At 29.3% G+C, this 13,579-nt stretch carries 16 protein-coding genes; all 16 read right to left on the bottom strand.

Features of this window, described 5'->3' with window-relative positions:
- Window positions 1–88: 88 nt before the first annotated feature.
- The 16 genes from G594_RS0100840 to hisZ all read right to left on the bottom strand — a co-directional run bounded on the left by G594_RS0100840 (window position 89) and on the right by hisZ (window position 13,470).
- On the bottom strand, window positions 89–886 hold the full coding sequence (locus G594_RS0100840; RefSeq protein ID WP_027096818.1) for a hypothetical protein: 798 nt from the start codon (window positions 884–886) through the stop codon (window positions 89–91).
- A 136-nt stretch (window positions 887–1,022) separates the two neighbouring features.
- Window positions 1,023–1,703 (bottom strand): hypothetical protein, encoded by a 681-nt coding sequence (locus tag G594_RS18090; protein ID WP_034865796.1) that lies wholly within the window; start codon window positions 1,701–1,703, stop codon window positions 1,023–1,025.
- Window positions 1,704–2,128: 425 nt separating this feature from the next.
- Complete coding sequence (locus G594_RS19445; protein ID WP_027096819.1) at window positions 2,129–3,403, bottom strand: murein hydrolase activator EnvC family protein; 1,275 nt, start codon at window positions 3,401–3,403, stop codon at window positions 2,129–2,131.
- Window positions 3,404–3,423: 20 nt separating this feature from the next.
- A complete protein-coding gene (locus G594_RS0100855) occupies window positions 3,424–4,656 on the bottom strand; it encodes a TcaA 3rd/4th domain-containing protein (protein ID WP_027096820.1) in 1,233 nt (410 codons plus the stop codon).
- An 18-nt stretch (window positions 4,657–4,674) separates the two neighbouring features.
- Complete coding sequence (locus G594_RS0100860) at window positions 4,675–5,016, bottom strand: hypothetical protein (protein WP_027096821.1); 342 nt, start codon at window positions 5,014–5,016, stop codon at window positions 4,675–4,677.
- Window positions 5,017–5,166: 150 nt separating this feature from the next.
- The gene (locus tag G594_RS0100865) at window positions 5,167–5,886 is read right to left on the bottom strand and encodes a hypothetical protein (protein ID WP_027096822.1); all 720 of its coding nucleotides are present in this window, start codon (window positions 5,884–5,886) and stop codon (window positions 5,167–5,169) included.
- A 77-nt stretch (window positions 5,887–5,963) separates the two neighbouring features.
- Complete coding sequence (gene hisE / locus G594_RS0100870; protein WP_027096823.1) at window positions 5,964–6,290, bottom strand: phosphoribosyl-ATP diphosphatase; 327 nt, start codon at window positions 6,288–6,290, stop codon at window positions 5,964–5,966.
- 11 nt (window positions 6,291–6,301) lie between these two features.
- Entirely contained in the window at window positions 6,302–6,640 is a 339-nt protein-coding gene (hisI, locus tag G594_RS0100875; protein ID WP_027096824.1) for a phosphoribosyl-AMP cyclohydrolase, read from the bottom strand.
- 12 nt (window positions 6,641–6,652) lie between these two features.
- On the bottom strand, window positions 6,653–7,414 hold the full coding sequence (hisF, locus tag G594_RS0100880) for an imidazole glycerol phosphate synthase subunit HisF (protein WP_027096825.1): 762 nt from the start codon (window positions 7,412–7,414) through the stop codon (window positions 6,653–6,655).
- Between the two features lie 3 nt (window positions 7,415–7,417).
- The gene (hisA, locus tag G594_RS0100885; RefSeq protein ID WP_027096826.1) at window positions 7,418–8,137 is read right to left on the bottom strand and encodes a 1-(5-phosphoribosyl)-5-[(5-phosphoribosylamino)methylideneamino]imidazole-4-carboxamide isomerase; all 720 of its coding nucleotides are present in this window, start codon (window positions 8,135–8,137) and stop codon (window positions 7,418–7,420) included.
- Window positions 8,137–8,745: an imidazole glycerol phosphate synthase subunit HisH gene (gene hisH / locus G594_RS0100890; protein WP_027096827.1), complete on the bottom strand. Its 609-nt coding sequence runs from the start codon at window positions 8,743–8,745 to the stop codon at window positions 8,137–8,139. The genes hisA and hisH overlap by 1 nt, the downstream gene beginning before the upstream one ends.
- A gap of 8 nt (window positions 8,746–8,753) precedes the next feature.
- Complete coding sequence (hisB, locus tag G594_RS0100895) at window positions 8,754–9,338, bottom strand: imidazoleglycerol-phosphate dehydratase HisB (protein WP_027096828.1); 585 nt, start codon at window positions 9,336–9,338, stop codon at window positions 8,754–8,756.
- On the bottom strand, window positions 9,331–10,386 hold the full coding sequence (gene hisC, locus G594_RS0100900) for a histidinol-phosphate transaminase (protein ID WP_027096829.1): 1,056 nt from the start codon (window positions 10,384–10,386) through the stop codon (window positions 9,331–9,333). Before hisC ends, hisB begins: the two co-directional genes overlap by 8 nt.
- Window position 10,387: 1 nt before the next feature.
- Complete coding sequence (hisD, locus tag G594_RS0100905) at window positions 10,388–11,674, bottom strand: histidinol dehydrogenase (protein ID WP_027096830.1); 1,287 nt, start codon at window positions 11,672–11,674, stop codon at window positions 10,388–10,390.
- A gap of 33 nt (window positions 11,675–11,707) precedes the next feature.
- On the bottom strand, window positions 11,708–12,331 hold the full coding sequence (gene hisG / locus G594_RS0100910) for an ATP phosphoribosyltransferase (protein ID WP_027096831.1): 624 nt from the start codon (window positions 12,329–12,331) through the stop codon (window positions 11,708–11,710).
- Complete coding sequence (gene hisZ, locus G594_RS0100915; RefSeq protein ID WP_027096832.1) at window positions 12,328–13,470, bottom strand: ATP phosphoribosyltransferase regulatory subunit; 1,143 nt, start codon at window positions 13,468–13,470, stop codon at window positions 12,328–12,330. The genes hisG and hisZ overlap by 4 nt, the downstream gene beginning before the upstream one ends.
- Window positions 13,471–13,579 lie beyond the last annotated feature (109 nt).

Below are 13,579 nucleotides of genomic sequence, written 5' to 3' on the forward strand. Positions count from 1 at the left end.
TATTGATAGACTAGGATATTATATCACATATTCCTAATTATTATCAAATTATTTGTTTCTTTTACACTAATCTGTAAATACTCATTCTTTATTGAGAAATTATTCCATCAGCGTTAATGTACTTTATATTTCCATCTATTGTTACTGTTATGCCTTTATCAGGTACAACTTCTCCAATTTGAATGTCCATTCCTTTTGTTTTCCATAAAGTTTTATCTGTATTGTTAATCAAATCCTTTATCCATATGTACTTATGAGTTGCCGACTCTCCAAAATACGGTAGTTGAGATACATAAATAATAGTATTTTCATCTATGAAACTTGGTATAGAATTCCAGATATATCCTTCATAAGCGGATAACATTTTATCTTTAGGAAATGTCTGCTTAGACGTTGAAATATACTCTTTTTTCGTTACATCTTTTAGACTACCATCTACATTTAAAAGATATAAATTTTGATTAGGATCCATTACAATCATTTGTTGTTGTGAAGGACTTAAGGAAAAAGTATACCCTTCTATAGGTTCTAATGCTACAAACTTCTTAACACCTTCTGCTTCTACGTACTCTGCTTTAGCAACAGTACCTTCTTTTATATTAAAATCAATATATGTTCTCTCTGGTTCCTTTTCAACATCCTGCGGTTTCTCTTCATCTATTGATTCTTCGTCCACTGCATCTTCCTCTTGCTCTACAGATTTTCCTGTATCAACCCAAGCTTGTATCTTTGCTTTAACTTGTGTGAAATCTATGTTAGGTAACTGAAATTTAACAAATGCTATTACTACAACTAGCAACATCAAAATAATTCCTATTGTTATCCTACGTTTTCTTCTTCTCATTTTTTTCTCGTAATCTCTACTAAATATGCTTGGTTTTGCCAAGTTTCATACCTCCTTCATATAATTCATAAAAACAATACAAAGTTCCCCATTTTGCTTTTTATTCTAGTTAATATTATACATTATATTAATTCTTTTTGGTATTTCTAAATATTAATTTTTTCTTAGTAATTATGAATTAATGCCTATTACAGCCCTTTGAACATCCACTACAACCAGAACATCCGCCAGACTTCTTGCTACAACAACCACCACACACTTTAGACTCAACAACATTTTCACTATAATCTTCATAATCTCGAGTATCTTTTAATAAATCCTCATACTTTCTTGCCCTTACAATCATAGAGTTAGAATTTATCTCATTAAAATTATCCTTATCAAAAGATCCATATACTTCAATATCTACAAATCCAATATTCTTTAATACATTAATCAAATCTTCTTTCCAAATAGGAGAAATAATTTCAGTATCACTAAATATTTTCTCTTTATTACCACCAATTATAAATTTGTCATAATTAATAATTTGCAACACTATATATCCATTTACCCCTAATTGCTCGTATATTTTCTTCGATAACTCTCTTATAACTCTAATTTCTCTTAACTCTTTTACCACCTGACATAAAAAACATATTTCTTTAAAACTTTTTCCCTTTTTATAAAAGTTATTCAGAAAAGCATCACTATTTTTTTCGATAAAATATTCATATTTTGAAACTTTATCATTTAAATCTTCATTTGCCTCAACTCCAACAATTAATAACTTATCTTTGTAGTTAAGCTTCTCCTTAATAAATTCTACTTGGTCATTATTTATCTTAAAAATACTATTAAACTCTTCTCTTATGTTCATTTTCTCACCTTCATTTATACACAATATTTTTATTATCTATAATACTAGTATACTTTATCCATATATTTCAATGCTTTTTTAAAATTAATTAAAATAGTATATATTTGTCGAAAACTTTTATGAAAAATTAGAAAAAATTTGATTTTTTTCTATTGATTTTATCTATTTTTAATTTATAATTTAAGTATAAGTATTTTAAAATTTAGCCCATACACTCTACTAATATTTTTTATTAGTAAGAGTTTTTATAAACCCCACATATATGTTCATTTATTCCCTTTCTTAAATGAACATACCCTTTAACCTGTACTTATTATAAGTGCAGGTTTTTTATATTTTTCCTATGTCTTAGATAAAAATAAGAAATTGCCACAGGCAATTTCTTATCTACAATAATATATGTTTACTTTTATTAATTATTTTAATTAAATAGGTACATATTTTCTAGGATTTTGATGTTTATTATTTACTCTTACTTCAAAGTGCAAATGAGGTCCTGTGCTATTACCTGTAGAACCAACTAAAGCAACAGTCTGTCCCCTGCTAACTTTTTGATTTTTAACCACATTTAATTTAGAGCAATGCGCATATAAAGTTCTATATCCACCACCATGATCTATAATAACTACTTGTCCATATCCACCTTGCCATCCAGAATACACCACAGTTCCGCTCTTTGAAGCTTTAATAGGAGTACCAGATGGAGATGCTAAATCTATGCCTGTATGGAAACCACTCTGCCCACTAATTGGATGAATTCTAGGACCATATTCACTAGTAACATGTCCACTAGTTGGTCTTAAAAAGGTTTCTCCTTGAGAATTTCCACTATTTTCATCATCAAGTCCATTGAATAAATCATCTAATTTATTCTGTAAATCTTGATTAAAGTCTGTCAAATCACCTATTTTCTCCTGTAACTCTCTCTCCTTATCTGATAGAGAATTAATCATGCTTTGCTTTTTGCTCTCTATTCCTTTTAAATCATTTACTTGAGATAAATACTTATTTTTTTCATCTACGAATTCTTTTTGAGCACTAACTAATTCTTGTTGTTTATTTTTTATTTCTACTTTTTCCTCATCCAATTCAACAATTTTTTCTTCCAATAACTTCTTTTCATTATTTAGTGCTTCTTTCATACTATTTACTTCATCAATAAGCTTTTTATCAGTATCAAGTATCTTTTTCATATTGTATATATTACCTATAAAGCTTGAAAGACCATCACTACTTACTAAAAAGGCTAACATCTGACTAGTCATATCATTTTTGTAATAATTTCTTATTCTTAATCCAAGCATCTTTTCTCTTTCTTCTGATTCATTTTCCTTTTGAACTATAAGTTCCTCTTTTTTAACTATTTCCTCTTCAGCCTCATTTATTTTAGCTTGTACACTATCTATTTCAGCTTGTAATGAATCTATCTTACTTTGGAACTCATTTACCTTTTTGCTAGATTTCTCTAACTCCTTATTTTTTGCTTCCATCTGTTCCGTAATCTTATCTAATTCTTTATTTACATTATTAACTTGATTTTGTATTTTGTCCTTTTCATTTTGTAAATTGTCTATGGCTTGATTATTATTATTAATTTGATCTTTTATATCAGATGAATTAGTTGCATAAACAATTGGACTCTCAAAAATAAAACAAGATAACGAAATAATAGTTACTACCTTTATTAAACTTTTCTTCATTACTCCTCCCCCTTTTTAAATTATAAACTAAAGTTTTCTATATCTTCTACCTTCCACTCTTTCCCGTTATAGATCATTTTAGTGAAAAATAATTTATTACTTTCTTCTTTATTCAATCCAAGAAAACTCTTACTTACTGTATAGTCAACACTTACTACAATAGTTGCACTATATATTCCATCTTCATGTCTATATTGGTTTTTATCCTCAACTATTCTTATATCCTTTATGTTATATTTATTTTTTAAAATGAAATACTTTTTTTCTAACACATCGTAAATTTTATTAATGGCATTTTCCGTTCCACCTTTTATAACGCTCTTATCTTCCTCATTAAGGGATAAAAAAACACTCCTATAAAATTCATCAACTACAGTATCTATTTCTGACTTTAGAGTTTCATTTTCCATACTTAAATTAAGTGTTAAATTAGGGATATCTTTAACTTGAACTTCTTCACCTTTAACTCTCCCCCAAGGAAACTCTTTTTCAATATGTAATTTAACTTCTCCTGTAGTAGGAAATGGTCCTATATTTTTTGCATCTTTTACCAAGATACCAGTTGATTGTCCATTAGCAAATACTTCTGCATCATAAAATGCTGATGATATATTAAGCATTACAGCATCAAATTCCATATCTATCTCTTCATCTTTCATAAGCACTATTTCTTTAGATGCTTCTATATCTCCAAATCCACTTTCTAAAATTCCTTTTACTGTATAAACACCTGGGATTAACTTATCTATTTTACTTCCTGCATTTATATAATTTTTATCATCTATAGTAAATCTACTATCCTTAAATTCACTATCAATTTTCAAACTATATGGTTTAATATCTATATAACATCTTGTTCCAAATACTCTATTCTCTTCAACAAGTTTTAAATCTTCTGTCTCTCCTACTGTCTTCAATTTATTTATTAGTGAATCAACTCTAGAATTATCTTTGGAATAATAATTAATAAGCGGTTGAACTTCCTTTTTACTTACCTTTTTATTGTTAAACTTAGCAATTGAAGAAAGTTTGTTTGAACTTTCGTTTTTTAAAGCTACTTCTAATTTACTCAATAAATGCTCTTTAGAAGTATTTATTCTACCAATACCAAATCCTAAAAACATAAGTATCACTAATGCTAGAATAGTTAAAAGTTTTCCTCTCTTCTTCATAATTTCAAAGATAGTCTCTCTCTTTATGCTCTTAATATCTTTAATTAAATCAGAAAAATAATTTTTCAAATCCTCTTTCATATAATACCCCTCGATAAATTATTCTAAGATATCAATAATCCACTTTCCACATTCAATACACTTATAAACTCTAATAACAAAAAGATCAAGTTCATCTTGTTTTATATTCTTTGCAAACATATAAACTTCTTCCTTTGTGATGAACTCATCCTCTTTATTAATAAAACCATGTACTTGGATAAAATAGTTATCCTTACTCTTCTCACAACAATCGTTTTGAGTGGCACAAGTTACCTTCTCATAAGTTAATTCACTTTGCATATCTCTTAATATATCTAAAATATCTAAATATTCATTTATATCATCTAAAAAATCCTCTTCATAAAAACTTAACTCATTTACTTTAAATAATTCTTTCATATTATTTCTCCTTTCGTTTCCTTCTTTTAGTATACCTATAAATATTACAAATTTCTATCCTTTTAATCATAGAATCTTTACCCTTTATTTGACAACTACTTATCTCTATAAAAATATACTGTAAAGAAAAAAGGCTGGTTTCCCGCCCTTTTAGTTTATTTTCAATATTGTTGTATCTATTTCTTTCAATTTATATTGATTTAAATACTTATTTACTATATCATCTACATCCTTTAAGTAATATTCTCTATCACTTACATTTGGTAGAACTTCAGCATCTTTTGTTATACAAAAATAAACTGTATCCTCAACAAAATTAGAAGATATCTTGTTGAAATCTTCCTCAGACAAAAATTCACCAACATATAAATATGCAACTTCAAACTTTGTTTTCTTATGAACTAATGAATACATTTCAGATTTCCCACTAACCTTAAATGGATTTTTAACCACTTCAAATTTTGCTTCATAATATTTAATTATAGCCTCTTTCATATTATCAAAGTTTCTAGCTATTAATTTTTCATACTGCTCTTTTACTCTCCTGTTATACTTCATTATTAATTCAAGAAGCTCACCATAATTTATCTCTTCCGTATATTCCTTTTTAATCTCATTCTCTTGTATCTCTTTAGCCTCTAGCTTTTCTGGGATTTTAGCTAAATTAATTTTTTTCTTTGTAACGCTTTCTTTTTCAATTGCATCCATTTTAGATTTTGCCATTACCTTATTACCTTTTATTCCGATTACTTCTGATGTCTCAATTGCTTTCGCAATAGTTTCTTTATTTTTGCTAGGGAACCAAGTACTAATAGCATCTAAGGATAACTCTCCTATACCCAAAACCATTGTTTCTATCTTTTTTTGCATACTATTTATCTCCCCCTACCTCTTTTTGTATAATACATTTATATTTTACAACTTTTACCAAACGCTATCAAGAAAAATTATATATTTTCAATTTCTTTTCTTTCTCCCTTGAAATTGTTTACTTTTTTACTTCTTTTCTCTAACTCTAATTTTATATCTTCAAGTGAAATTCCCAATTCAGCCATTAACACTAAAATGTGATATATCAAGTCACACATTTCATTTACTTGATTATCCTTATTATCTCCTAGGCTACTAATAACAACCTCTGTTGACTCTTCTCCAACCTTCTTTAATATTTTTTCTAAACCTTTATCAAATAAATATGCTGTATATGATCCATCTTCTCTTATATCTTTTCTAGTTAATATTGTTTTATATAACTCCTTTAAAATATCCTCCATTTACTTGCCTCCTATAAATTTCTGTAAAAGCAACTTCTTTCTCCTGTATGACATGCTGCTCCTACTTGTTCTACTAAAACTAATAAAGTATCATTATCACAATCTATCTTTATCTCTTTAACATACTGTAAATGTCCAGAAGTTGCTCCCTTATTCCATAGTTCATTCCTACTTCTACTATAAAACCATGTTGTATCCCCCTCCAAAGTCTTAATTAAACTTTCTTCCGACATGTAAGCAAGCATTAAAACTTCATTACTATTTATATCTTGAACAATTGTTGGTACTAGTCCATTTCCTTTTTTAAAGTCTACTTCTTGTACTTTTTTTATTATCTCTTCCCTATTCATATACTTATACTCCTAGTATCTAACACTTATATTTCTATCCTTTAAATATTTCTTTACTTCTTCTACCGATAATTCTCCATAGTGAAAAAGTGATGCTGCAAGAGCTGCATCTGCCACTTCATCCTTAAAAACTTCATAAAAATGTTCAAGTTCTCCACATCCCCCTGAAGCTATAACTGGCACATTAGTTATATTAGACACTGACTTAGTAAGTTCAATATCAAACCCTTTTTTAGTTCCATCAGCATCCATAGAAGTTAATAATATTTCTCCAGCCCCTAGCCTTATCCCCTCTTCAATCCATCTCAAGGCATCAATTCCTGTATCAATTCTGCCACCATTTATAACTACATTCCATCCTGTATTATCTTCTCTTTTCTTTGCATCAACTGCTAGTACAATACACTGATTTCCAAAATAATATGCTCCTTTTTTTATAAGTTGTTTATCCCTTACAGCAGCTGAATTTAAACTTACTTTATCTGCACCAGCTCTTAGTATCTCCTTAATATCCTCTAAGTTTTTTAGCCCTCCCCCAACTGTAAATGGAATAAATATTTTTTCAGCTACTTTCTCTACTACCCTTCTCATTATTCCCCTACCTTCATGAGTAGCTGTAATATCTAAAAACACTAATTCATCTGCTCCTGCCTTATAGTAATATTCAGCTAAGTCTACAGGATTCCCAACATCTTTAAGACCAACAAAGTTAACTCCTTTTACAACTCTTCCTTCTTTTACATCTAGACAAGGTATAATTCTCTTTGTATGCATACACTATTCCTCCCTAGTAACTTTTATAGCTTCTTCTAAAGAAAGAGTTTTTGCATATATAGCCTTTCCAGTTATTGCTCCATATACATCTATTTCTTTTAAAGCTTTTATGTTAGATACATCTCTTATTCCTCCTGAAGCTGTAATATCCATACAAACCTCTTTCTTTAACTCATTTAACATTTCAATATTAGGCCCCTCTAAAGTCCCATCCTTAGAAATATCAGTAACTATAATATTTTTAACCCCTAACTTTTCTAACCTCTTTGCAAATTCTATATAGTGAATAGAGCTTTTTTGAAGCCATCCTCTTCCACATACATACCCATCCTTGCAATCTATTCCTACTGCTATTTTTTCTCCATACTCTCTTAAAGCCTTATTTAAAAGTTTTTCATCTTCCATAGCGCTTGTACCTAAAATAACCCTTGAAACTCCATTATCTATAAGATACTTTATATCTTCAAAGGTTCTTATACCGCCACCTACCTCAACATGAATAGATAATGTTTGTGCTATCTCTATAATTACATTTAAATTAACCAATTCACCTTTTTTGGCTCCATCCAAATCTACTAAGTGTATCCATTGTGCTCCAAGGTATTCAAAATTTTTTGAAGTATCTAAGACATCTTTTGCTACTATTTCTTTTTTATTATAGTCTCCTTGATATAACCTAACTGGCTTTCCATCTATAATATCTATTGCTGGTATTATTATCATCAAATCAACTCCTTAAAATTTCTTAAAATATTAAGACCTGCTTCTCCACTTTTTTCTGGATGGAACTGCGCCCCCATTACATTTTTCCTTCTAACTAATCCGGGTATTTTTAAACTACCATAATATGAAAACCCTACTAAATCTTCATCATTATAATCTTGGGCATAGTATGAATGTACATAATATACAAAAGGAGCTTTCTCTGAGATAGAAATTAATTCATCTTCCCTATTCTTTTCTAAGTTGTTCCATCCTATATGAGGTATCTTTACATTAGGATCCTCCATCCTTACAATCTTACCTTTCAATAAACCTAATCCTGCTCTTTCTTCTCCTTCATATCCTTTTTCAAAAAGAACCTGCATACCTAAACATATTCCTAAAAGGGGTTTTCCCTTTTCCACTTCCTCTTTTAATATTTGATCTAAATTTGATTTCGTCAAATTATCCATACAATCTTTAAATGCTCCTACTCCAGGCAAAATCAAGCCACTAGCAGTTCTTATATCTCTAACTTCAGAACTAACTTTGCACCTACACCCTATCTTATTCAAAGCATTATATACACTTTTTAGATTTCCCATTCCATAATCTATAATAACAACCATATTTCCTCCTAAAGAATTCCTTTTGTAGAAGGTATCCTACCAGTTTCTATTTCTTTTGCTTCTTTTAATGCTCTTCCTAATGCCTTAAATATTGCTTCTACTTTATGGTGATCATTTTCTCCGTATATAACTCTTGCATGTAATGTTATTCCAGCATTAAAAGCAAAAGCTCTCAAAAATTCCTTAACCATCTCTGTTGAAAAATTTCCTATACTATCTCTTTTAAAATCACCTTCAAATACTAAAAAGCTTCTTCCACTTATATCTAAAGATACTTGTGACAAAGTTTCATCCATAGGTATAAAGAAGCTTCCATACCTCTTTATACCTACTTTTTCACCTAATGCTTCTTTAAAAGCTTGGCCTAAAATTATTCCAACATCCTCAACAGTATGGTGGTCACATACATCCAAATCACCATGGGCTATTACTTCTAAATCTATTCCACTATGAAAAGCCATTAAGTCCAACATATGATCAAAAAAACCTATTCCTGTTTTTATATTAGACTTTCCATCACCATCCAAATTAATTTTTAACTGAATTTTAGTTTCATTAGTATTTCTATTTATGCTACATTCCCTTTTAAGCATAGCTTACTCCCCCGTATCCAACTATTTCTCTTATTGCTTGAAGAAGTTTGTTATTCTCAAAGGAGCACCCCACAGTAATTCTAAAATTATTTTTCTCAAAACTTCTTATAAGAATTCCTCTTGATTTTAATCCGTTAATTAACGCTTCTTTATACTCTGTTCTTCCATAGATATAATTTGCTTTTGAAGGGTAAAACTCAATATATAAGGCTGAATTCTCTTGAATTTCTTTTAATGATTTATAAAGCTTTTCTCTTTCAGATACAATTTCTTTAGTATTTTTTTCAACATACATTCTGTCCTTTAAGACAATACTAGCTATAACTTGAGATAAGGAATTAACGTTATATGGCACTTTATACTTATTTATTTTTTTGATTTCTTCACTATTACCAATTAAAAAACCTACTCTTGTTGCTGCTAACCCCCAAGCCTTTGAAAGGGTTCTTGTAACTAATAGATTCTTATATCTATTAATGTAAGGTATCATAGATTCTCCAAAAAACTCATAATATGCCTCATCTACTAATACTACTTTATCCTTAAATTCTTCTAATATCTTAGTTATTTTAAATGGTTCAATTGCATGCCCTGTTGGATTGTTTGGGTTAGAGAAAATGATCATATCTACATTTTCTTTTTTACCTAACTCTATAAATTCATCTATATCAAAGCTTCCATCTTCTTTTGTGTTATATTTAACCATCTTACCCGAATGCATAGAAACATAGTAATCATACATTGAGAAATCAGGGTTAAGAGTTAGTAATTTCTTTCCCTCTGCAATGTTTAATCCTATTACTAACCCAATCATTTCATCAGATCCATTTCCAACTACTATATTTTCTTTATCAACGCCTGCATATCCCCCATATAATTCTTTTAGAACTTCACTACTATCTTCTGGATACCTGTTTAACTCTAAATTACATATATAAGTTTTAATATCTAACTTCATTTTTTCATCTATTCCAAAGTAACTTTCATTAGCATTTAGTCTAATTTCTAAATTATCATATAAATTTATATATGATTGTATCCCTTTCATATTACTTCACCCTCACCTTCACAGAATTTGCATGTGCTGTAAGTCCTTCTTTGTTAGCTATATTAATAATCTTTTCTCCATCTCTTTTTATTGCTTCTTCAGAATAATAAAGAAATGATGATTTTTTTATAAAACTATCCACTGAAAGAGCCGAGTAAAACCTTGCTGTTCCATTAGTAGGCAATACGTGGTTAGTACCTCCAAAATAATCTCCAACAGGCTCTGGCGTATTATTTCCTAGGAAAACAGAACCTGCATGTCTAATCTTTCCTAAAAGTTCCATAGGATTCTCAGCCATAAGTTCAAGATGTTCTGGTGCAAACCTATTTGAAACCTCTATACATTCATCTATTGAATTACAAATAATAGCTTTTCCATAATTCTTTAATGCCTCTTCTATTATTTCTTTTCTATCCAAATCTTTTATTTGAGCCTCTAATTCTTTCTCTATCTCTTCATATAGCTGCTTAGATGTAGTAACTAAAATAGATGATGCCAACCTATCGTGTTCAGCCTGAGACATTAAATCTGCTGCAATATATTTCGGATTAGCATTTTCATCTGCTACTACAAGTATTTCACTTGGTCCTGCTATCATATCTATATCAACCTTGCCAAATACTAATCTCTTTGCTGTTGCCACAAAAATATTACCAGGACCTACTATTTTATCTACCTTTGGTATACTTTCTGTTCCATTTGCTAAGGCAGCTATCCCCTGTGCTCCCCCAACTTTATAAATTTTACTTACTCCTGCAACTTTAGCCGCTACCCCTATATACGGATTTAATTTCCCTTCCTTATTAGGAGGTGTTATCATTATTATCTCTTTAACTCCTGCAACTTTTGCCGGTATTACATTCATAAGAACAGATGATGGATAAGCAGCTGTTCCTCCTGGAACATATACTCCTACAGAGTCTAAAGGTATAACTCTTTGACCTAGAAAAATACCATTGTCTTTATTTAAAATAAACCCTCTACTTTTTTGTGCATTATGATAATATTCTATATTTTTTTTCGCTTCTTCTAAATTGTCTATAAAGTTTTTTTCAACCTTTATAAAACATTCATCTAATTCTTCTATACTTACTTCAAAGTCATCTAACAAAACTCTATCAAACTTCTCTGTATATGACTGTAATGCTTTATCTCCATTTTTTTTAACATCTTCTAGAATATTAGAAACACTTTTTAAAACTTCTTCTTTTACTTCTTCTTCTCTATCTTTAAGCTCACTTAAAAGAATGTCCCAATCTTTATTTTCAAGATTTATAAGCTTTAACATACTCTTGCCCCCTCTTTATTTATTGCTTATACTTTACAAAACTTGTTTTAACCTGTTGATAAAAGCCCCAATTTCTTCTCTCTTCATTTTAAAACTAGCCTTGTTTACTATAACTCTTGCACTTATATCACATATCCTATCAAAAACAATTAATCCATTTTCTTTTAAAGTTGTCCCTGTTTCCATAATATCTACTATGGCATCACACAGCCCTAATATAGGTGCTAGTTCAACTGATCCCTCAATTTTTATTATTTCTACATCCATACCTCTTTTCTTAAAATATTCTCTAGCTACCTTAGGATACTTAGTTCCAATCTTTATATGACCAACCTTTTTAAAAACATCTTTTTCTGGTAATGATGCTACTATAAAATTACATTTACCTATTTCTAGATCTAATACTTCATAATAGTTATTATCACTTTCCATTAGCGTATCTTTACCAACCACACCAATATCAGCTACTCCATGTTCTACATAAGTTATAGAATCTGCTGCTTTAACTAAAAAGTATTTAATGTCCTCAATAGTATCATTAAAAACAAGCTTTCTTCCTTTGTTCTTAAGTTCTTCTGTACCGAAATTAGCCTTATCTAATAACTTTATTGTCTCTTTCTCTAGCCTTCCTTTTGTCATTGCAATACTTATACTCATTCAATCACCTCCTCCTTTAATACCTTTATTCCTTGAATATCTTTAGAAGGTACAAGTTCTGCCACATAACCTAAATTTCTTAAAACTTGTCCTTGTTTTATGGCTACAACTATATCCTTAGGATTATAAATAATTCTATACTTTTCTTCTTTACCATTGTTCTTCTCATCTTCTAATTGAACTAATGGATCTAGATTTATAGAAAATCCTACAGCAGGCAAATCTCTTCCAAATGTTGATATAAGATCATCATACCTTCCCCCTCTAAGAACTGTATCCCCAATACCTTCTACATATCCTTTAAATATAATCCCTGTATAATAATTTAATCTTGGTACAATTCCTAAATCAAAAGTAAGCTTATCTCCATATCCTAGGTTGTCCAATATTTCATATATATTTCTTAAATACTTAATTTCATTTAATATTTCATTATTAATAGCGTACTTTTCTCCTATATCTAGAATCTCTACGCCTCCAAAAAGCCAAGGTAATTTCATGAAGAAATTCTTATAGTCATCTCCTACATTTAACATATCCAGATACTCTTCTAATTCCTTCATACTTTTTTCATCAATAAGTTTTGCTAAAAAACTTCTCTGTTCAAGATCTAACTTTAACCACTCAACTGCAGAATTAAAAAAGTTTATATTACCTACTTCTATTTTATAACCAGTTTCTTTTAGTATTTTTAAACTTTCTAATGCTGTAATAAGAATTTCAACATCTGAATCAATTCCATTTAATCCAATAAGTTCAACACCACAATCAGTATATTCATTCTTTTTTCCACCTAAACTTTCATGAACTCTAAATACATTGGAAGTATATCTTAATCTAATAGGTGGATTAATCTCCTTAAATTTTGTAGCAACTACCCTTGCTATAGGTATTGTCATATCTGGTCTTAAAACTAAAATTCTACCTTTATCATCGAAGAACTTATACATATCTTCTTCTCTTAGATTTTGAAATCCTCCATTAAAGGTTTGATAATATTCTATTGTAGGAGTTATAACCTCTTTATATCCCCACTTATTTAGTATATTTTCAATTTCTAACTCCAACTCTTTTTTTCTAACACATTCATCTAAAATAAGATCTCTTGTTCCTTCAGGAATAATATTTTTATTAACCATTGCCCCCTCCATCCTTCTTTACCAATTTAACATATTAAAGTAATAAATCCTTAAAATTATAATATGCTTTACTTTATATATTGTCAATATTTTCTATATATATTTCACA

The sequence above is a fragment of the Clostridium paraputrificum AGR2156 genome, assembly GCF_000424025.1.
Taxonomy (GTDB): Bacteria; Bacillota; Clostridia; order Clostridiales; family Clostridiaceae; genus Clostridium; species Clostridium paraputrificum.